Consider the following 22,514-nt stretch of genomic DNA (forward strand, 5'->3'; position numbering starts at 1 on the left):
CGGATATTCCACTGGACGTGAGCCCGGCCGCGCGCCCCGGTCGGATGTCGGTCAGTCGGGCTGGCTCGGGCTCGGCAACGGGCCGAAGGTGAAACCGTGACTCGCCGACTCGCGGGACTCACGCGCCAGCGGCTCCTCCGAGAACCCGTCGGCGAGCGCCGCCGCGACGTCCATGAAGGCGCGGCGCGTCCTGCGGTGCAGCCCGGACAGGGTCGTGCGCCCACCGGCTTCCAGGGTCTTGTCCCAGGGCACCATCGTCACCTGGCGGCAGCGGGTCTCGAAGTGCTTGCGCGTGAAGCCGATGATCGGGTCGGTCTCGCGCTCGAAACCGTTGACGACGACGACGGCGGAGGAGACGAGCTCCTCGTGGCCGTGCTCCTCCAGCCAGTCGAGGGTCTGCGCGCCGGCCTTGGCCCCGTCGAGCGCCGGCCGCACGACGAGCACGAGCTGGTCGGCCTCGGTGATGAGTCCCTGGTTGGCACTGTCGAGGATGCCGGTGCCCGTGTCGAGCAGGATGAGGTTGTAGAAGTGGTCGAGCAGCGAGACCACCTGCCGGTAGGCGTCCCGGTCGAGCGCCTGGGCGATCCGCGCGTCGTCGTCCGATGCGAGGACCTCGAGCCGCGACTCGGCGCACTGCGAGGTGTAGCCGCGGATCTGGGCGAAGGACCGCACCCGTCCCGAGTCGGCGAGCAGGTCGGTGATGGTCCGCTGGCAGTCACCGGCGATCCGGTGGGCGAGGTTGCCGGCATCGGGGTTGGCGTCGACGGCCACGACCCGGTCGCCGCGCACTGCCGCGAAGGTGGATCCGACGCCGACCGTGACCGTCGTCTTGCCGACGCCGCCCTTGCGGCTCATGACGACGATCCGCCGGGTGCCATCGAAGGGCGTGCGCACTCGGTTGACCAGCTGGTTGCGGCGCATCTCGGCGAGGCTCGGAGGCAGGCGGAGCCGACCTCCCGTCAGGTTGGTGAGCACGTGTCGCCAACCGGTGCGCGCCGCCTGTCCGCGTCTGCCGAGGACGGCCGACTCGCTGAAGTCCGATGCGGTGGGCCGATGCGGGAGTGACGGCTCGAGGAACTGCTGCAGCCCGGCGACCCCGGCCGGCTCCTCGGTTTCCTCCACGGGTCGCTCGTCGGTGCGCAGCCCGTCCGGCTCCTGGGCCTGAGGTCCTGCGTTCTGGAGGGCACGGGGCTCCATGATTGATCCTTCGTCAGTGACCGACTGGGCGCGCCCTGCGCGTCCTGAGCCAATTCAACCGTGCCGGTGCGGCGTTCGGCAGCCGGGTGACGATATTTCCTTCCGGCCCTTCGCTCCGTGCGGGAATCACCGTTGGAATCCGCCCGCTCCTTTGGTTCACTCGACTCATGTCGACGCACGTGGCAGCCGAATCACACGTCGATCCCATCGAGGCGGCGGCACGGGACTTCGCTGCCCTGCCGCCGGACCGGCCGGTGCGACTGGCCAAGCGGACCTCCAACCTCTTCCGTCACGGTGACGCCCGCAACGGCGTCCGCGAGGGCCTCGACCTCTCCGCCTTCCGGGGGGTCTTCGAGCTCGACACCGAGGCAGGGACGGCGCGCGTCGGGGGGCTCACGACCTACGAGGAGCTCGTCGACGCCCTCCTGCCGCGGGGATTCGTCCCCCTCGTCGTGCCACAGCTGCGGACGATCACCATAGGAGGTGCTGTCACCGGACTGGGGATCGAGGCCTCGTCCTTCCGCAACGGGCTCCCCCACGAGTCGGTCCGAGAGATGCGGGTCCTCACGGGCGGCCGGGACGGACGTGGCGAGGTGGTCACGGCGACGCCGGACAATGAGCACGCCGAGCTGTTCCGGACCTTTCCCAACTCCTACGGTTCGCTCGGCTACGTCCTCGACCTCGTCATCGAGCTCGAGGCCGCCTCCCCCTTCGTCGCGCTGCGCCACGTGCGCTTCGACAGCGTGGAGACGCTCGCCGACGCGGTCGGCCTCGTCATGCGCACCGGCGCGTGGGACGGCCACCGTGTCGACTTCGTCGACGGGGTCGTCTTCGGGGCGCAGGAGTCCTACCTCACCCTGGCCCACTGGACCGACCATCTCGAGGGCCAGTCGGCACCGAGCGACTACACCGGCGACCGGATCTACTACCGCTCGATCCAGGAGCGCCGGACCGACCTCCTCACCGCGCACGACTACCTCTGGCGCTGGGACACCGACTGGTTCTGGTGTTCCCGAGCGTTCGGGGCGCAGCACCCGCTGGTCCGCCGCCTCTGGCCCAAGCGCAAGCTGCGCAGCGACGTCTACTGGAAGATCGTCGCCTTCGAGCAACGCCACGGCGTCATGGCCGCCATCGACGCGAAGCGCGGCCGGCCCCCCCGCGAACGCGTCATCCAGGACGTCGAGATCCCCCTCGACCGCACCGCCGAGTTCCTCACCTGGTTCCTCCGGACCGTCCCGATCGAGCCGGTCTGGGTCTGCCCGATCCAGCTGAGAAGGCCACCGGCGAGCGAGACCGAGCCCAGCGGCATACAGGCTGCCGGGGGCGACCCGACCGACCACGAAGGCCCACCGTGGCCGCTCTACCCGATGGAGGCCGACGTGCCCTACGTCAACGTCGGCTTCTGGTCATCGGTCGAGATCCAGCCGGGAGCCCAGCACGGCGACGTCAACCGTGCCATCGAGGCGAAGGTGACCGAGCTCGGCGGGCACAAGTCGCTCTACTCCGACGCGTACTACGACGAGGCGACCTTCGCGCGGCTCTACGGCGGCGAGGCCGGCACCGCGGCCAAGCGCCGCTACGACCCCCACGAGCGTTTCCCAACCCTCTACGAGAAGGCGGTGCAGGCACGATGACGATCACGGTCGGTCAGGCATTCGAGCGGGTTCTCGGCAGGAACACCTCCCTGCGGGTCGTCGCGTGGGACGGCTCCAGCGGAGGCGCGGACGACGGGCTCACGGTGCGACTGCACTCCCCACGCGCCCTCAGCTACCTCGTGACGGCGCCGGGCGAACTCGGCGTCGCCCGAGCGTACCTCCAGGGTGAGCTCAGCATCGACGGCATGGACGAGGGCGACCCCTACGAGGTGATCAAGCACCTCGGCCGCGGGCTGCGCCTGAGGCTGCCCTCCTGGCGCGAGCTCGGCGACGTCGTGAGCGTCCTCCGGGCGACCGGGCTGAGCCTGCCCGAGCTGCCACCGGTCGAGACACCGAGCCAGTGGCGCCGGCTCACCCACGGGTTGCGGCACGGGCGGCGGCGGGACGCCGAGGCGATCCAGCACCACTACGACGTCGGCAACGAGTTCTACGAGCACGTCCTCGGTCCCTCGATGACCTACACCTGCGCCGTCTTCGAGACACCGGAGACGTCGCTGGAGGATGCGCAGTTCGCGAAGTACGACCTCGTCGCCCGCAAGCTCGGCCTCGAGCCGGGCATGCGCCTGCTCGACGTCGGCTGCGGCTGGGGCGGCATGGTCCGTCACGCCGTGAAGCACTACGGCGTCACCGCCCTCGGCGTCACCCTGTCCCGCGAGCAGGCGACGTGGGCGCAGGAGGCGATCCGGCGCGACGGGCTGGAGGGACGCGCCGAGGTGCGCCACGGTGACTACCGCGACGTCACCGAGCGCGGCTTCGACGCGATCAGCTCGATCGGGCTGACCGAGCACATCGGGGTGAAGAACTACCCCGCCTACTTCCGCTTCCTCCGCGACCACCTTCGTGACGAGGGCCGGCTGCTCAACCACTGCATCACGCGGCCGGACAACACGCACCCGGGCCTGCCGACGCGGGGCTTCATCAACCGCTACGTCTTCCCCGACGGGGAGCTGACGGGCTCCGGCGACATCGTGCGGGTCATGGAGGACGAGGGCTTCGAGGTCAAGCACCACGAGAACCTCCGTGAGCACTACGCCCTGACACTGGCCGGGTGGAGCACGAACCTCTCCAAGCGCTGGGACGACTGCGTCGCCCTCGCCGGGCTCGGCAGGGCGCGCGTGTGGGGCCTCTACCTCGCGGGGTCGCGACTCGGCTTCGAGGACAACGGGATCCAGCTGCACCAGGTGCTCGCGACGCGGACGAGCGAGGCGGGGACGGCTGGCTATCCCCTGCGGCCGCAGTTCACGTGAGGGATTCTGGCCGTATGCCGCTGGGCTGAGTCCCAGCGCCCGGTGGACGGGGCGCGCCTGATTGGGGCGCGTCGCCGCATCTCCGCGCGGGACGACTGCTCAACCGGACCCGCCGAGGTCGACGTTGTAGGCCTCGTAGACGAGGTCGCCGCCGATCTGCCGGTGCCGGACCAGTCGACCGACGAGGGCCGTGACCTCCTCGCGGAAGGCGGGCAGGTCGGCGACCATCCCGCCGTGCTCGAGGACCGCGAGGTAGCCGTGGATCTGCTCCCGGAAGTCACGATGCTCGGCGAGGAGCCGGTTGACCGCGCCGCTGAGGCGCGGCGCACTCCGCGTGGCGCGGTCATAGATGCCGCCGGGGCTCTCCGTGATGGCGATGTGGTCGTCGAAGTCGTGCGCCAACTCAGCCAGAGCCGCCCGGACTCGTTCGCGCCAGGCGCCGCCCTGGGCGATGGGCGACTCGAGGGCGAGGTCGACGGCGGCGACGGATTCGCGCAGCTCTGCGCGGTGGGCGCGGACCCGTTTGATGTGGTCTGCGAAGTCACTGCTGGTCGTCGGGCCCGCGTCGGGCGCGGCCGACTCAGCTGTGGCTGGCTCGGCGGGGAACATCGTGGTGTCTGAGCTGGCATCCATGGTGGCCTCCTCCGGTGCCTTCCATGGTCACCCGGCAGTGGCCCGTCGTCCACCCCTGGGACGGGGGCATTCTGTCGCGACGACGGACGGCGGGGTCGGTTGACGGCTCGAACGTCGGACCGGCAGAACCGCTCAGGCCAACGAGAGGAAGAGCTTCTCCATGTCGCCCACGTCCATCTCCTCGCCCTCTGGGTTGGTGATGCACTCCTTGAGGCCGGTGGCGATCACGGCGAACCCGGCCCGGTCGACGGCCTTCGAGACCGCGGCGAGCTGGGTGACGATGTCGCGGCAGTCCCGGCCCTCCTCGATCATCTTGACGATGCCACCGAGCTGGCCACGGGCCCGGTTGAGGCGACGGATCACGGCCTGCATCTCCGCGGCGTCGAGCTCCATGGCGTCCTCCTGCTGTGTGTGGGACTGAGTGTGGATTCCAGCATACCCCACCGGGTATCACGTCACAGGTCTCCGGCGGCGCGGCGCTCCTCGTCGCTGCGCAGGATGCAGAACTCGTTGCCCTCCGGGTCGACCATGACCACCCATCCCCGACCGTCACCCGTGCGGCGGTCCTCGACGACCGCCGCCCCGAGGCCCGCCACCCGCTCGACCTCCTCGTCCCGCGACCGGTCGGTGGGACGAAGGTCGAAGTGGATCCGGTTGCGGATCGCCTTCGCATCCGGCACCTCGATGAAGAGGATCCGGTGCGACTCGTCCGGCGAGAGGATCATGCACACGTCGTGCCCCGGCTCGTTGGGGTCGTCCGCATCCTCGTGGTAGCCGAGCAGATCCGCCCACCAGACGGACTGGGCGTGGGCATCGAGAGCGTTGACGGTGGTGTGTGAGATGACGAGGGCCATGGGCAGAGTCTGGCGGAGCAGGCCCGCTTGCCACCATGCCTTTTGCCCGAGAGGGTGTCGGCATGACGTCGAGCGACCTGTCCTTCGAGGGCCATGCAGGGACGATCGTGGGGCGGCGGTGGACCGCCGACACCGCCACCCCGCCCGAGTACGTCGTCCTCATCGTCCACGGCTACGGCGAGCACTCCGGCCGCTACGGGCACGTCGCGGCACGGCTCGTCGAGGACGGCGCCGTCGTCTACGCGATCGACCACGTCGGCCACGGTCGCAGCGATGGCGAGCGCGTGCTCATCAACAGCTTCCAGGAGGTCGAGGAGGACGTCCACCTGCTCGAGGCCCGCGCCCGCGAGGAGCACCCGACGCTGCCCGTCGTGCTCATCGGCCACTCGATGGGCGGCCTCATCGGGGCTCGCTACGCGCAGCGCTGGGGCGACGGCCTGGCCGCGATCGTCCTGTCGGGGCCGGTCCTCGGACGCTGGCGCGCCGCCGAGGCCCTGCTCGCCGCCGACGAGATCCCCGACGCCCCCATCGACCCCTCGACCCTGAGCCGGGACCCCGCCGTCGGCGAGGCCTACGTCGCCGACCCGCTCGTCTGGCACGGCCCCTTCAAGCGGCCCACCCTCGAGGCCATCGAGGAGGCGCTCGCGATGATCACCGGTGGCGGTGCCGTGGACGACCCGATCCTGTGGCTGCACGGCGAGGAGGACGAGCTCGTGCCGATGGCCGACACGAAGCAGGGCTGGGCCACCCTGGCCGGCCGGCACGCGAGCTCGACGTCATACCCCGGTGCGCGGCACGAGATCTTCAACGAGACGAACCACGACGAGGTGCTGGACGACGTCATCGCCTTCATCAGGGCCCACGTGCACCGACCCGACGACGATGCCGACTTCGTCGTCCCGGCCCGGTTCTGCGGACCGCCCGAGTCCGGCAACGGCGGGTGGGTCAGCGGCCATCTCGCCGCCCGCCACGCGGCGAGCACGCAGGGCGGGGGCGTGTCCGTCCGCCTCATGAGCCCGCCTCCCCTCGACCGGCCGATGCGGGTCGACTCCGCAGGCGACGAGCTCCACCTGGTCGACGGGGACGTCCTCGTCGCGCGGGCGAGCGCGTGGTCCGGGAGCCGGCCCAGCGGCATACGGCCCCCGGTGTCCTATGTCGACGCGCTGGCCGCCGCTGAGCACTTCCAGGGCGTGCACGAGCACCCCTTCCCCACGTGCTTCTCGTGCGGAACGACCCGGGACCCTGATGACGGGCTCTGCCTTCGCCCGGGCCCGGTTCCCGGCACGGACGTCCATGCCGCGGCCTGGGTGCCGAGGGAGTCGACACCCGAGATCGTGTGGGCCGCCCTCGACTGCCCGGGGGCGTGGGCGCTCGGCGTCGGCGGCCGGCCGATGGTCCTCGGCACGATGACCGCGTGGGTCGACCGGCTCCCCGAGATCGGCGCCGAGCACGTCGTCGTCGCGTGGGTCATCGGAGGCGAGGGCCGCAAGCACCGGACCGGGACGGCGCTCTACGCCGGCGACGAGCTGGTCGCGCAGGCCGAGGCGACGTGGATCGCGGTCGATCCGGAGACGATCAGACCCGCCTGAGCATGACCACGGTGTCGAGGGCCTCGCGGGGGCCGTCCTCCGTCTCGACGGGACGCACCCGGATGCCCGCGTGCTCGACCGCGACGGGGAGCCCCTCGACGGCGTCGACGACCTCGTCGGGGTCGTAGAGGACCTCGCGCGAGCTCGGGCCGCCCCAGCCCTCGGTGAGGTTGCGGGCCGCGTGGACCACGATGAGGACGTGTCCGCCCGGCCGCACGGCCTCGACGCCGTTGCGCAGGGCCAGCCGCCACTCCGCCCGCGGGAGCTGGAGGTAGGAGAACAACACGAGGTCGTATGCCGCCGGGCCGCCCGGCGCGGCCACCGTGGCGTCGGCGACGAGCGCAGTCAGACGACCCGCGTCCGCTCCCAGCACCGCCTCCGCCCTGGCGCGCATGCGCTCCACCCCGACCGCCGAGTAGTCGGTCGCCGTGACCGTCCAGCCCTGCTGGGCGAGCCAGATCGCGTTGCGCCCCTCTCCCGCCGCGATGTCGATCGCCGTCCCGGGGGTCAGGGGCGAGACGAGCTCTGCCACGAAGCGGTTCGGCTCGGCCGACCAGACGAGCTCCGTCGCGGCATAGCGCTCGTCCCAGTCCTTGGCGTCCATGTGTCGTCTCTCCTCCGTGTGGGTCGTCCGGTCCAGCCGGCGCCTCCATTGTGCGCCGGGAGTCTGATGAGTCACGATCCGGCACTGCTCGTCGGTGAGGCACCTAGCGTGGGGGTTGAGAGATAGGGGGTTTGACCATGAGAACGCTCATCATCCACGAGTCACTCTTCGGCAACACCAAGGCCGTGGCGGCTGCGATCAAGCAGGGCCTGTCGCGCGGCAAGGCGCCCGACCATGTGGAGGTCGTGCGCGCCGACGAGGCGCCCGGGGTCATCCCGGACGACGTGAGCCTGCTCATCGTCGGGGGCCCCACCCACGCGTTCAGCATGACCCGGGAGTCGACCCGGAAGGACGCGGAGACGAAGGGAGCCAGCGAGCACGTCCGGACCGGCATCCGTGAGTGGATCGACACGGTGCTCCCGAAACCGGACCTCCCGATCGTCACCTTCGACACGCGCGTCAAGGTCAAGCTGCTCCCGGGGTCGGCCGCCAAGTCGGCGGTCAGGGCACTGCGTGCGCGCGGCTTCCGGCGTGTCGAGCAGGGTGAGACGTTCTGGGTCGAGGACACCGACGGACCGCTCAGGGCCGGCGAGCTCGTCCGTGCCGAGGAGTGGGGCCACGACCTGGCCAGCCGCGCCGACCTGCGGCCGGGAGCCACCGCGGCTCGCTAGGGCCCGACGACGGCGCCACCCGACGTCTCGACATCGACCGTGCCAGGGCGCTGCTCGAGGTTGATGACGACCCCGCCCGAAGCGGTGCCGGTGACCGACGAGCTCACGGCGAGGGTCGCCACGACGCCCCCGCTGAGGTCGACGCGCGCGGTGTTCGCCCGGAGCCCGCCGAGCTCGATGACGGCGCCACCGTCGCCCGCGACCTCGAGGTCGTCCACCGTGCCGATGAGCGTGACGCGGGCGCCGCCGGACAGGTCGAGGGACAGGGACTCGGCGTCGCTGAGATCTCCCGTGGCGCTGGAGCCGCCGCTCAGGGCGATGACCGTCAGCCGAGGGGCCGTGACGGCGACCGTGATCCCGCGTGTCGTCGTGAACCCCTTGGTCGTGGCGACGGTGAGCCGGGAGCCGTCCACGGTCGTGGTCGTCAGGGGAAGCAGGTTCGGCTGCGCCGTGACGCTGACCCCGACGGCCGCACCCGTGGAGACCTCGAGCGCCACTCCGCCGCTCGCCTCGACCTCGACGAAGTCGGCGACCTGCCGCACCTCCGTCGTCGGCTCCCCCGAGCCGATCACGACGTTCCCCGGCAGGTCTCCGGAGCACGCCGCCGCGAACGCGACCAGGCCGGCCAGGCCGGCCAGGAGGAGCGCGCCGGCAACGCGCGGCGTCGGGAGGTGGGACGAGCGGGACTGTGACACGCGAGTCGACGGCAGAACGTCCATGCTTGACCGTGCACCTCGGCCATCCTCAGAGACAGGGCACAAGGTCCCGCGAGTGGCCGGACCTCCTCGAGCGCTACCGGCGTCACGTCGCCGGCTGAGTGAGCCGGTCGAGCCAGGGGACGATCCGCTCGACGACTCGATCGGGCGCCTCGAGCTGCGGCGTGTGGCCGACGCCCGCGAGCCACTCCGTCTCCCAGTCGGGATTCGCTGCGGCGACCCGGCGAGCCGCCTCCACCGGGACCAGGCGGTCCTGCTCGCCGTGGATGAGCAGCACCGGCGACGACACGGATCGGATGAGCTCGGAGTAGGCCCGGCCTCGACGGAGCACGGTGAGCAGCGACCTCGCGGCCCGGAGGAACTCCGCCTCTGCCCGTGGCAGGGTGTCGCGGTAGGCGAGGAGCGAGGCGCCTGCCTCGATCACGGCGGCGTCCGCTCGGGCCGGGTCGGCGAAGCAGAGCCGGACCGTGCCCGTGACCCGCTGGTGGGACGTGTAGCGCCGGCGCATCCGCACGAGGAACTGCTCTCCCAGCAGGGGCGTGGCGTAGAGCCCGAACTGGAACGCGACGAGTCGGTCGAGGTTGGTCACGCCCGTCGGCACGGACGGGTCGACGAGGACGAGGCCGGCGACGCTCTCGGGCTCGGCCTTGCCGAGGAGGAGCGAAACCATGCCCCCCATCGAGTTGCCGACGAGGACGGCGGGCGAGCCCACCACCTCCCGGACGAACCGGCCGAGGAGCGAGGCGTTGGCGCGCACTCCCGTGTCGCGTCCCGCACTCGGGGTCAGCCCGAAGCCTGCGAGGTCGACCGCCACGACGCGCCGCTTCCGGGCGAGCTCCGGCGCCACGTGCACCCAGTTGAGGTGGGAGCCGCCGAGTCCGTGGACGAGGACGACGGGGGCTCCTTGACCCTGCGGTCGGGGAACCGGCGCGTCAGCGGGACCCGGCGCGTCAGCGGGACCCGGCGCGTCAGCGGGACCCGGCGCAGCGGCATACGGCCCGGCGAAGTCCACCCAGTGCACCGGCCCGTCAAGGTCGCTGACGCGGCTGCGCCCACCCCATCGCTCGGCGAGACCCAGTGGCGCAGTGTCGTGGAGGGCGGTCACGAGGGTCAATGTAGCCCTGCGAGGCGTCTCCTGAGGTGGGCGCGCTCCACGTCGTTGCCGGCCAGCTCCAGCCCCCTCTCGTAGGCCTGGGCGGCCTCGGCGTGGCGACCGAGTCGTCGGAGCAGCTCCGCACGGGCGACGTGGTAGGGATGGAAGGCAGCCAGGCCACTGCCGTCGCGGGTGCCGATGAGCTCGTCGACGAGCGCCAGCCCCCGCTCGGCCCCCTCAATCTCCGCCACGGCGACGGCGCGGTTGAGCGCAGCGACGGGGGTCGGCGCGCGGACCATGAGCTGGTCATACAGGGCGACCACCTGGCGCCAGTCCGTGGCGGCGAAGCTCGGCGCATCGGTGTGGACGGCGTTGATGGCCGCCTGGAGCTGGTAGGGCCCGGGGGCGTTGCGGCGCAGGCACCGACGAACCAGCGCGTGCCCTTCGTCGATGAGCGCGCGGTCCCACCGTGAACGGTCCTGCTCGGCGAGGATGACGAGCTCACCGCCCCGGCCGACACGCGCGGGGCGCCGCGCCTCGGTGAGGAGCATGAGGGCGAGCAGGCCGACGACCTCCGGCTCGTCAGGCATGAGCTCGGCGAGGAGGCGCCCGAGCCGGATGGCCTCGGCGCAGAGGTCGGTGCGCACGAGGTCGGCGCCGCTCGTCGCAGCGTGCCCCTCCGTGAAGACGAGGTAGAGCACAGCGAGCACCCCGGCGAGCCGGTCGGGAAGGTCGACGTCGCGAGGGACTCTGTAGGGAATCCCCGTGACGCGGATCTTCTTCTTGGCTCGCACGATTCGCTGGGCCATGGTGGCCTCGGGAACGAGGAAGGCATGTGCGATCTCAGGCGTCGTGAGGCCGCCGAGGAGCCGGAGCGTCAGGGCGACCTGGGCCTCGCGGGACAGGGCGGGGTGGCAGCAGGTGAAGATGAGCCGCAGGCGGTCATCGTGCACAGGCCCCTCCTCGAGGGTCGCGTGGAGCGCCTCGTCGGGCGCGTGGAGCAGGAGCGACTCCGTATGCCGCTGGGCTCGGGTCGCCTCCCGGCGCAGTCGGTCGACAGCGCGGTTGCGGGCGGTCGTGATGATCCAGCCGGCCGGGCTGGGCGGGAGCCCGTCACGGGGCCAGCGGTCGACGGCGGTGGTGAAGGCGTCCTGGACGGCGTCCTCGGCGAGGTCGATGTCGCCGAGGACGCGGATGAGGACGGCGACGGCCCGCCCGTGCTCCTCGCGGAAGATGCGGGCGATGTCGTCGGGCGTCACGGTCATTCGGTGGCCGGCGCCTGTCCCGGTCCCTCCTCCTGGAAGGGCCGGACCTCCACCGGTAGCCCGGTCGCCCGGCCGATGCGCTTGGCCCACCCGAGAACGACGTCGTAGTCCTCCGCCTTGACGATGGTCAGGCCGCCGAGGTGCTCCTTCACCTCGAGGAACGGGCCGTCCGTGAGCAGCTGCGCCGACCCATCGTCGGGTGTCGTGATCGTCGTGGCCGCGTCGAGATCGTCGAGTCCTCCGGCGAAGACCCACCCGCCAGCAGTGCGGATCTCGTTGTTGACGACCTCGAGGTCGGCCATGATCCCGGTGAGGTCCAGGTCCTCGGGCGGCGGGCCCGGCGGCGAGTAGAGGGTGATGAGGTAGGTCTTCATCGTGGGACTCCCTTCCTGGGCTCCGTCTCAGGATGCCGCTCGATAGGTGGTGATGACGACTCCCTTGGAGGTCGACACGCTGCCCTTCAGGTCGAGCTCGATGCGCCGACCGATACCGTCGAAGAGGCGTTGCCCCTCGCCGAGGACGAGCGGGCAGGTCTCCTCGAGGTCGGCACCGCCCTTGACGAGGATCGAGTTCTGCCACGGCAGGGGTTCGGTCAGGGTGGCGGAGACGACATGCTTCGACGCCGCGTTCAGCACGTTCGTGTAGGGGTTGTCGGCCCGCCGGGGCCAGTAGTCGTACATCGCAAGGTAGGTGTTGCGGCCGAGGAGAATCGGACCTCCACCGGCCATCCGCTTGCCCATCTCGGCGCCCATGACGTCGTCGTTGTAGGCCCTGCCCCACCCGCCGTGCGTGAACCCGCCGCGAGTGTCCTCATCAGGTCGCCCGGGCGCCTGGATGACGCCATCGAGGGTGACGCTCATGACCGAGACCAGCTTCCCCATTCCCTGCTCCTCACGTTCTGCGGCGGGCCCGTCCCCTGCCTTCACCTGCTACACGAACGCGCCCCCGTCAGATCGACACCCGAGTGGGATCCACGCCACCTCGCGTCCCAACCTCACTCGAGCCGGTCGGGCCGGCCGATCGATCAACGGCGGGAGCCGCGCTATCAAGCAGCCGTCGACCCGTCCGCCGACACTTGGTCCGTGCCCAGCCTGACCACCACTCAGTCCACGCCCCCAGTCGTCGTGTCCCGGACCCCCGTCGTAGCGCTCGGTTTCGGCATCGCGATGCTCGTCGCCAGTGAGTTCCTCCCGGCCAGCGTGCTTCCCGCCCTGGCCGCGGACATCGGCGTGAGCGAGGGAACCGCAGGCCTCGCGGTTGCAGCGACGGCCATCGCCGGCGCTGTCACAGCGCCCACGATCGCCATGGTGCTGCCCCGGATCGACCGGCGCCTGGTCCTCGTCTCGCTGCTCGCGGCGGCCGCCCTCGCCAACCTCGCGGTCCTGGCGGCTCCGGGCTTCGCGGTGCTGCTCGCCGGGCGCTTCCTCCTCGGCATCGCGATCGCCGGCTTCTGGACGTTCGCCTTCGGGGCGGGAACGCACGCCGTGCCGGCCCGGCCGGCGCTCGTCTCGGCGTCCCTTGCCTTCGGCGTCAGCGTCGCGACCGTGCTCGGCGTCCCGCTCGCATCGCTCGTCGGCGACGAGGTCGGCTGGCGCACCGCCTTCGGCGGCGCTGCGGCGCTGTGCGGCGTCGCCGCCCTCGCCGTGGCCAGGACCCTACCGCCCGTGCCCGCGCACCCGAGCGCCGGCTTCCGCATGATGCGCGGAGCGGTGGCCAACCGGAGGCTGATGGCCGGCATCGCTGCTGTCGTCCTGGTTGCCTTCGGCAACTTCGCGGCCTATCCGTACATCCGGATCGCCATCGAGCGCGTGCACCCGTCCAATGACACCTGGCTGTTGCTTCTCTGGGGGCTCGGGGGCGTGGTCGGCACGATCGTTGCCGGAGCTCTCGCTCGCTGGCTGCGACCCCTCGCGGCGGTGACGCCGATCGTGCTCGCGCTCGGCCTCGTCGGCGCTGCGGCGGCCGGATCGCTACCGGTGCTGACGGTGGCGATCGTCCTGTGGGGCCTCGGCTTCAACATGGTCCCCGTCGCGACCCAGATCTGGGTCACCCGTGTCGAGGCCGCGCGGGCCGAGTCCGCAATGGCCCTGCAGGTGACGGCGTTCCAGGTCGCGATCACCCTCGGGTCAGGCGCAGGCGGGGCGCTCCTCGACGGATCCGGCATACGTGCGCCGCTGCTGCTCGGAGCCGCCACCGCGACGGTCGCGGGCTTCGTCTGGGCGGTGATCCGCGTCCCCCGCACGTGACCGGCTGCTGCGCCACACCTGCGGAGGCGTCCCGTGGTGGGTGGCGAAGGCCCTGCTGAACGCAGCCACCGAGCCGTAGCCGACCTCGAACGCCACTCGGGTCACCGGCAGGGACCGCTCACCGAGCAGGACACGCGCATGCTGCATGCGCACGTCCCGGAGAAGCTGCATGGGGCTTCGACCCACCGCACGCCGAAACCGCTCGGTCAGAGCGGATCGTGACAAGTGGACCATGCCTGCCATCCGGTCCAAGGTCCACGCCTCGCCCGGTCGACACGCGAGCGCCGCGATGACATCGGCCACCTGGGCATCGACCAGCGGGGTGGCACCGTCCTCGTCTGACGACCAGGACGACGTGAGCGCCGCTCCGACGAGGCCGGCGTAGCTCGCGGCGAACGAGGTCACGCCGCACGCGGTACCCAGCGTGCAGGTACGCAGGAGACTGGCGACGCCGGGGTGCCGCCCGGCGAAGTCCTTGACCACCCATGGGCTCGGCAGCGGCGGCGACGGTACGACCTGTCGCAGATCGGCCAGGACGAGGTCACATGCGTCGACGGCGGTGATCCGGTACGCCGTCCGCGGGTCCACCAGGGCACCATCGCCGGTGTGGAGGACCCAGCGCTCCCGGTTCGCCTCGAGCTCGGCCGCACCGGACAGCAGGAGCAGCCAGCCCGCGTCCGCTCCCGACCTGGTGGCACCGACGTCGAGGTGCTCGTGTCGCACGACGGACAGCTCCCAGTCCATACGATGCGCAACCCGTCCGACGGCGCTCGGATTCCCTGAGGGGCGGTGGGAGGGTATCGACACCCGACCACGCCGTCCGTGATGTCACAGGCACCCGGTCTGTCTCGTCGCAGGGGTCAGTGACCGGTCGACCAACTGAAGGGTGATGACGATGCGTGTGTTCGTAGCGGGAGGCACGGGGGTCCTGGGGCGGCGGCTCGTGCCACAGCTCGTGGCCCGCGGCCACCAGGTGACGGCGACGACGACGACGGCAGCCAAGCTGGGCGTGCTGGAGCGGATGGACGCGGAGGGGGTCGTCATGGACGGCCTCGACGCGCAGTCCGTCGGGGAGGCGGTGGCGCGGTCCCGACCCGACGTCATCGTCCACCAGATGACATCGATCGCCACCACGCCCGACATGAAGCACTTCGACCGCTGGTTCGCCGCGACGAACCGGCTGCGCATCGAAGGCACCGACCACCTCCTCGCGGCGGCTGAAGCCGTCGGGGTGCCCCACGTCGTGGGCCAGAGCTACGGCAGCTGGAACGGCGTGCAGCAGGGCGGGTGGATCAAGACCGAGGCGGACGGCATCGACCCGCTCACCGGGACGGTGGCCGAGTCGGGAATGGCTGCGATCCGGCACGCTGAGGAGGCACTCGTGCGCGCCGGTGGGGCCGCCCTGCGCTACGGCTGGCTCTACGGCCCGGGCTCCACCGAGGATCTCGTGGCGCCCGTGCGGAAGCGGCAGTTCCCACTCGTGGGCGGCGGTGCCGGCCACACCTCGTGGGTGCATCTCGACGACGCGGCGGCAGCCACGGTGCTGGCCGTGGAGCAGCGGGCCACCGGCGTGTTCAACATCGTCGACGACGAACCGGCCGCCGTCAGCGAGTGGCTGCCCTACCTGGCCGAGTGCGCAGGGGCCAAGCCGCCGATGCGGGTCCCCGTGTGGCTCGCCCGCCTGCTCGCCGGCGAGGTGGCGGTGCGCATGATGACCGAGGGTCGCGGCTTCTCCAACGCCAGGGCCAAGCAGGAGCTCGGGTGGGAGCTGCGCTACCCCTCCTGGCGCGTGGGATTCAAGGAAGAGCTGGCGTGACCCGCGCGGATCCCGCCTCCAAGGCGCGGGAGTTCGAGGCGCTGCGACCACTGATGTTCTCCATCGCCTATCGGATCCTGGGCAGCGTGACCGAGGCCGAGGACGCGGTCCAGGAGGCCTGGCTGCGCTACGACGGGGCTCCGACGCCACCCAGGTCAGCCAAGGCCTTCCTCTCCGCGGTGGTGACCCGGATCTCGATCGATGTCCTGCGGTCCGCACGTGTGCGACGCGAGGCGTATGTCGGGCCGTGGTTTCCCGAGCCGCTGCTGACCGACCCCTACGAGGACCCGGAACGCTCGGCGGAGCTCGCCGACTCGGTGTCGATGGCGGCGTTGCTCCTGCTGGAGCGGCTCACACCACTCGAGCGTGCGGTCTTCGTGCTGCGGGACGTGTTCGGATTCGCCTTCCCGGAGATCGCGGCCACCATCCAGCGCTCAGAGACCGCGTGCCGCCAGCTGGCGGTGCGGGCGCGCAGTCACATGGAGGCCGGCGGACGCCGGTTCGAGGCGGACCGCGCCAAGAGCGAGCAGATCGCGCGGCAGTTCTTCGACGCCTTCAGCACCGGGGACGTCGACGGTCTGCGTGAGCTCCTCGCATCCGACGTCCACATGGCCGGTGACGGCGGAGGCAAGGCTCCCCAGTGGGGTCAGGGGGTCATCGGCGCGGAGAAGGTGGCGCGGCTGTTCGCCGCCATGGTGGGGCCCATGGAACGCATCGGCGCGACAGCAGAGCTCCGGGACCTCAACGGGCAACCGGGTGCCATCTTCCGGGACCGCGACAGCAAGGTCATCAGCACCCTGGTGCTCGAGATCGTCGCCGGGAAGATCCAGGCGATCCGCGCGGTGCTCAACCCGGACAAGCTCGGTCACGTGGGTCCGGTCGCCGACGCCCGGGCCGTTCTCCGCGAGGCGAACCAGGCTCGCCGGTTCGGTGCCACCAGCCCCGGTTCAGGCGCGCGGGCGCTGCTCGACGAGGCCGACGAGGTTGCCCTCTGAGTCCGTGATGAAGGCCATCCACTCGTCGGTGCCGGCCGGACCGAGCGTGTCGTCGTCATGGCCGAAGATGACGTGCGGCTCGCTCTCGACGTGGACGTCGGACTCCCGCAGCCGCTCGACCGTCGCGGGGAGGTCGTCGACGCGCAGGTAGACGAGGCCGCTGGGAGCGCCGCGGTCGAGCAGGAGCCGCACACCGCCGACGTCGAAGAAGACGAGACCGGGCGGGTCGAACGTCGCGACCGGCTCCACGCCGAGCAGGTCGGCGTAGAAGGCGCGCGCCCGCGCGAGGTCCTCCACGCGCTGCGCGACCTGGACGAGCCGGCGACCGTCGGGCTCCAGTCGTGGGTCCAGCTCCTGGAAGAGCGTCAGGTGGACGCCTCCGGGCGCGTCGAAGCGGGCGTTGAGCGAACGCCACGGCGTCTCCGTGGGCTCGGCGACGAGGGTTGCCCCGGCGGCGACGACGGCACGCGTCTCCGCGGCGGTGTCCTCGACCTCGAGGGCCACGCGGAAGTGCGGGGCGACCCGGCGCCCCACCTCGACCTCGTCGATCATCTCGACCTGCGCCGTGTTGGCCAGCTCGAGCGTCGCGCGCCCGGCGCCGAGGATCTTCACGATCGCGCCGTTGCCCCCGGAGTAGGACTCCTCCTCGGGCATCCCGACGACGTCGCGGAAGAAGCGCACCGCTTCGTCGAAGTCCTCGGCATGAACGACCAGTCGCAGCTGCTTGACCCGCTTCGTCATCGCGCACCTTCCTCGTCGGGGAGCACCATCGTGCTGGCCGTCACGGTAACGCCCGCCATCCGGCGGGCGTCCAGCACATTGCTGACCCGACGTCTCACCGCCGCCATTCCAGCCTGTGCCGGAGGGCGGCGAGCCTCAGTCCGCCCCGATGGAGGGCCGGCGCAGGACTCGACGCCACCACGCCCGACGGGGGACGGTCGGCGGCTCGGCCGTCGCCTGCGCCGCAGCCACCGCGGCCGCCCGCTCGGCCTCCCGCTCCTCGCGGAGCCCTCGCCACGCCTCCACCATCTCGTCGACGTCGAGGGTCTTGGCGAGCAGGGGCGGCAGCTGACCGAAGGCGGGACGGAGTCGGTCGGCGAGGACCCGCTTGTTGTAGTCCTCGATGATCTCCCTCACGTGCTGCTCGTCACCGACGGCGACGAGCGAGTCGGGGTAGCGGGACGCTTCCTTGCGCAATGCCAGAGGGCCCGGCAGTGCGTCGCCCAGGTCGAGGTCCTCGCGCGCGGCGTAGCGCTTGATCCACCAGTCCGGGTCGTTCGAGTCGCCCAGGTCGAGGGGCTTCCCCGCGCCCGGGAGGTTGTCGAACTCGCCGCGCTCCTGGGCCTCCCGGATCGCCTTGTCGACCAGGCTCTCGTAGTACGGAGGTTGCGACATGCATCAACGCTACCGGGCAGCCTCACGATCACGGCACGGGCTCGGGCTCGGGCTCGGGCGATGGCACCCGACGGGAGCGCTCTGCCGAGGCGAGCTCCCAGGCCTCGACGAAGGCACGGAACTGGTCGGCATCGAGCTGCTGGATGGCGTTTCGGGCCCCGTCCGAGTCGCAGGCCGCGAGGACCGCCTTGAGCGCGTCGCCCGCCTCGAAGGCCTCCACGGCAACGAGCGGAGCATAGGTGAGGAGGGGCAGGTCATGGAGCGACGTGCCGTCGAGGGTGAACTCGAAGCGGTTCTCGCGAAGTCCCTTGCGGGACGGGGGGATCTGGAAGACCATCGATCGGGCTCCTTCACGGTGGTGGCCGTTGCCGGCGTGGGCGGGGGTCGGGAGGTGGTCAGGCCTCGGGCGGCGCGTGTCGAGCCGGCGGGGACGCTGCATCAGGTGCTGCTTGAGCAGGTCGCCCTCGACGTCGAGGTTGGGCAGGACGGCCGCGAGCCGGCGGGGCAGCCACCAGGCCGCTTCGCCGAGGACGGACATGATCGCGGGCACGAGCGTCATGCGGACGAGGAAGGCGTCGATGAGGATGCCGACCGCGAGCGCGAGGCCGAACTGCTTGATCGTCGGGTCGCTGCTGAAGATGAACCCCGCGAAGACCGAGACCATGATGACGGCGGCGGCGACGACGACCCGGCTCGCCTGGTCGAAGCCGTGGACGATCGCATCGCGTCCCCGATGCCCGTGGACGTGCGCCTCGCGCATCGAGCTGACGAGGAACATCTCGTAGTCCATGGCCAGGCCGTAGAGGATCCCGGTGACCATGATCGGCAGGAAGCTGAGGATCGGCCCCGTCGTGTCGAAGCCGAAGAGGTCCTTGAGCCAGCCCCACTGGAAGATCGCCGTCATGAGCCCGAACGTCGCGCCGATGCTGAGCAGGAAGCCCAGGGTCGCCTTGACGGGGATGACGACCGAGCGGAAGACGAGGAGCAGGATGACGAGGGAGAGAGCCACGACGATGGCGATGTAGAGCGGCAGGACGTCCGCGAGCTTCTCGGAGATGTCGATGTTGACCGCCGTCAGTCCGGTGACGCCGAGGGAGACCGACTCCGACCCGGTGACGGCCGCGCCTGACGCACGCAGGGTGTCGACGAGCGCCGAGGTCGAGGCGGCGTCCGGTCCCTCTGCCGGGATGACGGAGAAGATCGCCGTGCCGCCGTCGGGGTCTGCACCCATGACGCTGACCGTCGTGACGTCGGGCAGGTCCCCCAGACCCGTGCTGATCCGACCGATGTCCTGCTGGTCGAGCTTCCCGCCGCTCTCCGGCGTCGCCACGACGACGAGTGGCGCGTTGTAGCCCTCGCCGAAACCGCGCGTGACCGCGTCGTAGGCGCGCCGCTCATCCGTGTCGAGGTTGGCGGTGGACCCGTTCGGCATGCCGAGCGACATGGAGGCGACTGGCACGGCGGCGAACCCGAGGACGGCGACGATGCCGACGATGGCGAGCCACCGGTGGCGCACGACCGCCTCGGACCAGCGGTGGGCGAAGTGCCGGTGCTCCTCGATGGTGAGGCTCGCCCCCTTGGCGCGGGCCTTGTCGCTCGCGATGCGCTCGCCGACGAGGCCGAGCAGTGCGGGCAGGAGGGTGAGGGCCACGAGCACGGCGAGCACGACCGTCACAGCCGCGACGAGGGCCATCGTGGTGAGGAACGAGATGCCGATGAGAGTGAGTCCGGTCAGCGCGATGACGACGGTGAGGCCGGCGAAGAGCACGGCGCTGCCCGCGGTGCCGACCGACCGGCTCGTCGCCTCCTCCGCGGTGAGGCCCTGGGTGAGGATGAGCCGACGCTGACGGTTGACGATGAACAGGGCGTAGTCGATGCCCACCGCGAGCCCCACCATGAGGGCGAGGACCGGCGTCGCCGTGGTCAGGGTGATGGTCTGGGAGAGCGCGAAGGCGCCACCGAGACCGATGCCGACGCCGGTGAGGGCGGTGAGCAGGGGCAGTCCTGCCGCCCGGAGCGATCCCAGGGTGAGGAGCAGGACGAGGGCGGCGACCCCGAGACCGATGGCCTCGTGACCGCCGATCGGCGGCTCGTGCGGCTTGAGCGACTCGGTCGCGAGGACCTCGACTCCCGTGCCCGCAAGAGCGTCCTCGGCGAGGTCGGTGACCTGCTCGACGGACCCCTCGGGGAGGTCCTGCACCTGCTCGGTGAACTGGATCTGGAGCATGGCCACGGACCCGTCCTCCGAGACGACGACTCCGGGGACCGGCTGGCCGTCGACGGCAAGTGGCCGTATGCCGCTGGGCTGGCTGCCGCTCCCGGGCGCAGCCTGCGTGGTCGCCCCCTTCGTGTCGGACCCTGGCGTGGCCTGATCCTGTGCGGCCTGGCCCTGGGAGGCTTGCTCCTTGGCTGCCTGCTCGCTGCGGTCGACGACGACCGGCAGCTCTGCGATGCCGGCGGCGGCCGCACCGATCCCCTCGGCGCGCTCGCCCGTGTCGAGCCGATCGCCCTCCGGTGCGGTGAAGACGATGGTGCCCTGCCCGCCCGCGGCTGCGGGCAACTCGGCGCGGAGGCGGTCCGTGACGTCCTGGCTCTCCGTGCCGTCGATGGTCACGCTCGACGAGATCGTCACACCGCCGTTGGCGGCAGCGAGGCCCACCACACTGCCGAGCAGCACGAGCCAGAGGGCGATGAACGCCCAGGGGCGCCGGTAGGCGGTCCGGCCGAGGCGATAGAGCAACACGGACATGGGGGTCCTTTCGGGCAGGTCGACATCGCGGCCGGGCGGCGACCGGGTCGGGTCGGGTTGTGTCGGTGAGGAGGAGGAACGTGGTGGGCGGCGGGGTCAGAAGCCTCGTCGGAGGTGCGAGAAGACCGTGGTGAGGAACTCGTCGACGGTGACTGCGTCGCCGCTCGCGGGCGCGGGATCACCGGGTAGCCGCACCGGAACCCGGCCGTCCAGCACGGACATCAGCGCGCCGTAGGCCGCGCCGACGAGGATGTGCGCGGAGAGCCTGGAAACGCCCGAGCCGGCGCGCGCGAGGACCGCGTCCTGGGCGGTCCGGCGGATCTGGACCTGCACGTCGGCGAGGTAGGGCTCGAGACCGTGGTGCTCCAGGGCCATCCCCCGCAGCTGCTGGAGCAGCGGCAGCATGCCCCCGGAGAGCTGGTGGCGGGCGAGGGCCATGAGCCACTCGAGGAGCGGGGTGTCCTCCGGCATCGGCGGCAGGGTCTCGAGCCCCTCTCTGAGGCGCTCGACCGCGAGGGCGGTGATGGCCTCCTCCTTGCACGCGAAGTGGTTGGCGAAGGTGCGCCGGGAGTAGCCCGCCCGCGTCGCGACGTCGTCGATGGTGAAGCCGTCGACGCCCCGCTCGACTGCGAGGTCGAAGGCCGCCTCCGCCAGCGCATGGGCCGTCGCGCGGCGCTTGGCCTCACGGAGTCCCTTCTCGGTCATTGGGCCACGATGACACAACATTGCCCATTGGGCAACTTTTCCCTTTGAGCACCGGGGTCGCAGCGCGTGGCAGTCCCAACACCTTCGGACCGCTCAGACCCGCGCGAGCACCTCGTCGAGCATGGCCTCCGTGAGCTTGCCCGTGAAGGTGTTCTGCTGGCTGACGTGATAGCTGCCGAGGAGCCGCACCTCGCGCCCGTCCGCGAGGTGGAGGATGGCCTCTGCGCCGTGCCCGAAGCGCGGCTTGGGCCGTGGCACCTGCCACCCGAGACGCCGGGCTGCACCCAGTGCCGCGTCCCAGCCGATGGACCCGAGCGCGAGCAGGGTGCGCAGACCGGTCGGCGACGCAGCCGTCAGCTCGAGGTCGCGGTCGAGCCAGCCGGAGCAGGTGGACTTCTCCTCGGTCGTCGGCTTGTTGGCTGGTGGTGCACAACGGACCGTGGCGACGATGCGGACACCCTTGAGTGCCAGACCATCCCCAGCACCGATCGAGGTCGCCTGCGAGGCCAGGCCGGCACGGTGGAGTGCGGCGTAGAGCCAGTCGCCCGAGCGGTCTCCCGTGAACATCCGACCCGTCCGGTTGGTGCCGTTGGCCGCCGGTGCCAGTCCGACGATGAGCACGTCCGCGTCGGGATCGCCGAACGACGGACCCGGACGGCCCCAGTAGGGCTGGTTCGCAAACGAGGCTCGACGCCCTTGCGTGGCAACGGACTCCCGCCAGGCCACGAGCCGCGGACAGGCCCGGCACACCGAGACCCGGGCGTCGAGATCGCCGATGCTGCTCACCTCCGCCGCGAGCCGGCGCACGTCGAGTGCCGTGCGAGCCACCGGAGTGGCCGCCGTGGCCGGGTCGCCGGGCCAGCCCGTCCCCGGGGGCACGGGCGACGGGAAGAGCTGCCCGGTGAGCGGGTGCGGGTCCAGGCGCTCGGTGGTCATGGCCAGACTCTGCCACCTGATCCGCACCCACTCGAATGGCCCCACCGTCCACAGGCGGCCAGTGCACTTCAGAGCCACTCGACGGACGGCGCCCTCGAATGGCCCCACCGTCCACAGGCGGCGCACTCCGTGGATTCCATGCTGTGCA

General features: G+C 71.3%; 23 protein-coding genes and 1 pseudogene. 7 read left to right on the forward strand and 17 right to left on the reverse strand.

The window, feature by feature from the left end:
- Positions 1–51: 51 nt before the first annotated feature.
- Positions 52–1,197 (reverse strand): MinD/ParA family protein, encoded by a 1,146-nt coding sequence (locus LOY02_RS02220; protein ID WP_317180689.1) that lies wholly within the window; start codon positions 1,195–1,197, stop codon positions 52–54.
- Between the two features lie 167 nt (positions 1,198–1,364).
- Here LOY02_RS02220 and LOY02_RS02225 point away from each other — a divergent pair, with 167 nt between their 5' ends.
- Both LOY02_RS02225 and LOY02_RS02230 read left to right on the forward strand, forming a co-directional pair.
- The gene (locus LOY02_RS02225) at positions 1,365–2,831 is read left to right on the forward strand and encodes an FAD-binding oxidoreductase (RefSeq protein ID WP_317180690.1); all 1,467 of its coding nucleotides are present in this window, start codon (positions 1,365–1,367) and stop codon (positions 2,829–2,831) included.
- Positions 2,828–4,099, forward strand: coding sequence for a cyclopropane-fatty-acyl-phospholipid synthase family protein (locus tag LOY02_RS02230; RefSeq protein WP_317180691.1), 1,272 nt, complete (start codon positions 2,828–2,830; stop codon positions 4,097–4,099). The genes LOY02_RS02225 and LOY02_RS02230 overlap by 4 nt, the downstream gene beginning before the upstream one ends.
- 99 nt (positions 4,100–4,198) lie before the next feature.
- Here the strand turns inward: LOY02_RS02230 and LOY02_RS02235 are convergent, their stop codons facing one another.
- The 3 genes from LOY02_RS02235 to LOY02_RS02245 all read right to left on the reverse strand — a co-directional run bounded on the left by LOY02_RS02235 (position 4,199) and on the right by LOY02_RS02245 (position 5,586).
- Positions 4,199–4,732 carry a hypothetical protein gene (locus LOY02_RS02235; protein WP_317180692.1) on the reverse strand — a complete coding sequence of 178 codons (534 nt, stop codon included), beginning with the start codon at positions 4,730–4,732 and terminating at the stop codon, positions 4,199–4,201.
- 132 nt (positions 4,733–4,864) lie between these two features.
- On the reverse strand, positions 4,865–5,125 hold the full coding sequence (locus LOY02_RS02240; RefSeq protein ID WP_317180693.1) for a metal-sensitive transcriptional regulator: 261 nt from the start codon (positions 5,123–5,125) through the stop codon (positions 4,865–4,867).
- Between the two features lie 62 nt (positions 5,126–5,187).
- A complete protein-coding gene (locus tag LOY02_RS02245) occupies positions 5,188–5,586 on the reverse strand; it encodes a VOC family protein (RefSeq protein WP_317180694.1) in 399 nt (132 codons plus the stop codon).
- A 62-nt stretch (positions 5,587–5,648) separates the two neighbouring features.
- Between LOY02_RS02245 and LOY02_RS02250 the strand changes: the two genes are divergently transcribed.
- Positions 5,649–7,175, forward strand: coding sequence for an alpha/beta hydrolase (locus LOY02_RS02250; protein WP_317180695.1), 1,527 nt, complete (start codon positions 5,649–5,651; stop codon positions 7,173–7,175).
- On the opposite strand, the gene LOY02_RS02255 is transcribed toward LOY02_RS02250, so the two are convergent.
- Positions 7,162–7,779, reverse strand: coding sequence for a class I SAM-dependent methyltransferase (locus LOY02_RS02255; protein ID WP_317180696.1), 618 nt, complete (start codon positions 7,777–7,779; stop codon positions 7,162–7,164). The genes LOY02_RS02250 and LOY02_RS02255 overlap by 14 nt on opposite strands.
- 137 nt (positions 7,780–7,916) lie before the next feature.
- Here LOY02_RS02255 and LOY02_RS02260 point away from each other — a divergent pair, with 137 nt between their 5' ends.
- On the forward strand, positions 7,917–8,450 hold the full coding sequence (locus LOY02_RS02260) for a flavodoxin/nitric oxide synthase (protein ID WP_317180697.1): 534 nt from the start codon (positions 7,917–7,919) through the stop codon (positions 8,448–8,450).
- Here the strand turns inward: LOY02_RS02260 and LOY02_RS02265 are convergent.
- From LOY02_RS02265 to LOY02_RS02285, 5 genes are all read right to left on the reverse strand, one after another.
- Positions 8,447–9,169, reverse strand: a complete 723-nt coding sequence (locus LOY02_RS02265; protein WP_317180698.1) for a GIN domain-containing protein — start codon at positions 9,167–9,169, stop codon at positions 8,447–8,449. The genes LOY02_RS02260 and LOY02_RS02265 overlap by 4 nt on opposite strands.
- A gap of 82 nt (positions 9,170–9,251) precedes the next feature.
- Positions 9,252–10,271 carry an alpha/beta hydrolase gene (locus tag LOY02_RS02270; RefSeq protein WP_317180699.1) on the reverse strand — a complete coding sequence of 340 codons (1,020 nt, stop codon included), beginning with the start codon at positions 10,269–10,271 and terminating at the stop codon, positions 9,252–9,254.
- A gap of 5 nt (positions 10,272–10,276) precedes the next feature.
- Positions 10,277–11,524, reverse strand: a complete 1,248-nt coding sequence (locus LOY02_RS02275) for an RNA polymerase sigma factor (RefSeq protein ID WP_317180700.1) — start codon at positions 11,522–11,524, stop codon at positions 10,277–10,279.
- The gene (locus LOY02_RS02280) at positions 11,521–11,898 is read right to left on the reverse strand and encodes a YciI family protein (protein ID WP_317180701.1); all 378 of its coding nucleotides are present in this window, start codon (positions 11,896–11,898) and stop codon (positions 11,521–11,523) included. The genes LOY02_RS02275 and LOY02_RS02280 overlap by 4 nt, the downstream gene beginning before the upstream one ends.
- 27 nt (positions 11,899–11,925) lie before the next feature.
- The gene (locus LOY02_RS02285; protein ID WP_317180702.1) at positions 11,926–12,405 is read right to left on the reverse strand and encodes a dihydrofolate reductase family protein; all 480 of its coding nucleotides are present in this window, start codon (positions 12,403–12,405) and stop codon (positions 11,926–11,928) included.
- A 201-nt stretch (positions 12,406–12,606) separates the two neighbouring features.
- On the opposite strand from LOY02_RS02285, the gene LOY02_RS02290 reads away from it, so the two are divergent.
- A complete protein-coding gene (locus LOY02_RS02290) occupies positions 12,607–13,770 on the forward strand; it encodes an MFS transporter (RefSeq protein WP_317180703.1) in 1,164 nt (387 codons plus the stop codon).
- On the opposite strand, the gene LOY02_RS02295 is transcribed toward LOY02_RS02290, so the two are convergent.
- On the reverse strand, positions 13,651–14,493 hold the full coding sequence (locus LOY02_RS02295; RefSeq protein ID WP_317180704.1) for an AraC family transcriptional regulator: 843 nt from the start codon (positions 14,491–14,493) through the stop codon (positions 13,651–13,653). The genes LOY02_RS02290 and LOY02_RS02295 overlap by 120 nt on opposite strands.
- A 172-nt stretch (positions 14,494–14,665) precedes the next feature.
- Here LOY02_RS02295 and LOY02_RS02300 point away from each other — a divergent pair, with 172 nt between their 5' ends.
- Positions 14,666–15,586 (forward strand): NAD(P)-dependent oxidoreductase, encoded by a 921-nt coding sequence (locus LOY02_RS02300; protein ID WP_317180705.1) that lies wholly within the window; start codon positions 14,666–14,668, stop codon positions 15,584–15,586.
- The gene (locus LOY02_RS02305) at positions 15,583–16,581 is read left to right on the forward strand and encodes an RNA polymerase sigma-70 factor (RefSeq protein WP_317180706.1); all 999 of its coding nucleotides are present in this window, start codon (positions 15,583–15,585) and stop codon (positions 16,579–16,581) included. Before LOY02_RS02300 ends, LOY02_RS02305 begins: the two co-directional genes overlap by 4 nt.
- On the opposite strand, the gene LOY02_RS02310 is transcribed toward LOY02_RS02305, so the two are convergent.
- From LOY02_RS02310 to LOY02_RS02335, 6 genes and pseudogenes are all read right to left on the reverse strand, one after another.
- The gene (locus LOY02_RS02310) at positions 16,534–16,920 is read right to left on the reverse strand and encodes a VOC family protein (RefSeq protein ID WP_317180737.1); all 387 of its coding nucleotides are present in this window, start codon (positions 16,918–16,920) and stop codon (positions 16,534–16,536) included. The genes LOY02_RS02305 and LOY02_RS02310 overlap by 48 nt on opposite strands.
- 42 nt (positions 16,921–16,962) lie before the next feature.
- Positions 16,963–17,322, reverse strand: a pseudogene (locus tag LOY02_RS02315) (VOC family protein); the annotation flags it as partial.
- A gap of 135 nt (positions 17,323–17,457) precedes the next feature.
- Positions 17,458–17,976, reverse strand: a complete 519-nt coding sequence (locus LOY02_RS02320; RefSeq protein WP_317180707.1) for a DUF1992 domain-containing protein — start codon at positions 17,974–17,976, stop codon at positions 17,458–17,460.
- A 28-nt stretch (positions 17,977–18,004) separates the two neighbouring features.
- Entirely contained in the window at positions 18,005–20,725 is a 2,721-nt protein-coding gene (locus tag LOY02_RS02325) for an MMPL family transporter (protein WP_317180708.1), read from the reverse strand.
- A 96-nt stretch (positions 20,726–20,821) separates the two neighbouring features.
- Entirely contained in the window at positions 20,822–21,430 is a 609-nt protein-coding gene (locus LOY02_RS02330) for a TetR/AcrR family transcriptional regulator (RefSeq protein WP_317180709.1), read from the reverse strand.
- Between the two features lie 93 nt (positions 21,431–21,523).
- A complete protein-coding gene (locus tag LOY02_RS02335) occupies positions 21,524–22,366 on the reverse strand; it encodes a uracil-DNA glycosylase (RefSeq protein ID WP_317180710.1) in 843 nt (280 codons plus the stop codon).
- Positions 22,367–22,514: the final 148 nt, after the last annotated feature.

Origin of the sequence: Intrasporangium sp., assembly GCF_032907665.1 — a bacterium.
Taxonomy (GTDB): Bacteria; Actinomycetota; Actinomycetes; order Actinomycetales; family Dermatophilaceae; genus Intrasporangium.

Coding starts and splice junctions, on each gene's coding strand:
- LOY02_RS02225 (WP_317180690.1), top strand. CDS start 1,365: ATGTCGACGCACGTGGCAGCCGAATCACACGTCGATCCCATCGAGGCG.
- LOY02_RS02335 (WP_317180710.1), bottom strand. CDS start 22,366: ATGACCACCGAGCGCCTGGACCCGCACCCGCTCACCGGGCAGCTCTTC.
- LOY02_RS02265 (WP_317180698.1), bottom strand. CDS start 9,169: ATGGACGTTCTGCCGTCGACTCGCGTGTCACAGTCCCGCTCGTCCCAC.
- LOY02_RS02260 (WP_317180697.1), top strand. CDS start 7,917: ATGAGAACGCTCATCATCCACGAGTCACTCTTCGGCAACACCAAGGCC.
- LOY02_RS02250 (WP_317180695.1), top strand. CDS start 5,649: ATGACGTCGAGCGACCTGTCCTTCGAGGGCCATGCAGGGACGATCGTG.
- LOY02_RS02255 (WP_317180696.1), bottom strand. CDS start 7,779: ATGGACGCCAAGGACTGGGACGAGCGCTATGCCGCGACGGAGCTCGTC.
- LOY02_RS02240 (WP_317180693.1), bottom strand. CDS start 5,125: ATGGAGCTCGACGCCGCGGAGATGCAGGCCGTGATCCGTCGCCTCAAC.
- LOY02_RS02325 (WP_317180708.1), bottom strand. CDS start 20,725: ATGTCCGTGTTGCTCTATCGCCTCGGCCGGACCGCCTACCGGCGCCCC.
- LOY02_RS02280 (WP_317180701.1), bottom strand. CDS start 11,898: ATGAAGACCTACCTCATCACCCTCTACTCGCCGCCGGGCCCGCCGCCC.
- LOY02_RS02245 (WP_317180694.1), bottom strand. CDS start 5,586: ATGGCCCTCGTCATCTCACACACCACCGTCAACGCTCTCGATGCCCAC.
- LOY02_RS02275 (WP_317180700.1), bottom strand. CDS start 11,524: ATGACCGTGACGCCCGACGACATCGCCCGCATCTTCCGCGAGGAGCAC.
- LOY02_RS02330 (WP_317180709.1), bottom strand. CDS start 21,430: ATGACCGAGAAGGGACTCCGTGAGGCCAAGCGCCGCGCGACGGCCCAT.
- LOY02_RS02320 (WP_317180707.1), bottom strand. CDS start 17,976: ATGTCGCAACCTCCGTACTACGAGAGCCTGGTCGACAAGGCGATCCGG.
- LOY02_RS02230 (WP_317180691.1), top strand. CDS start 2,828: ATGACGATCACGGTCGGTCAGGCATTCGAGCGGGTTCTCGGCAGGAAC.
- LOY02_RS02220 (WP_317180689.1), bottom strand. CDS start 1,197: ATGGAGCCCCGTGCCCTCCAGAACGCAGGACCTCAGGCCCAGGAGCCG.
- LOY02_RS02300 (WP_317180705.1), top strand. CDS start 14,666: ATGCGTGTGTTCGTAGCGGGAGGCACGGGGGTCCTGGGGCGGCGGCTC.
- LOY02_RS02285 (WP_317180702.1), bottom strand. CDS start 12,405: ATGGGGAAGCTGGTCTCGGTCATGAGCGTCACCCTCGATGGCGTCATC.
- LOY02_RS02235 (WP_317180692.1), bottom strand. CDS start 4,732: ATGGATGCCAGCTCAGACACCACGATGTTCCCCGCCGAGCCAGCCACA.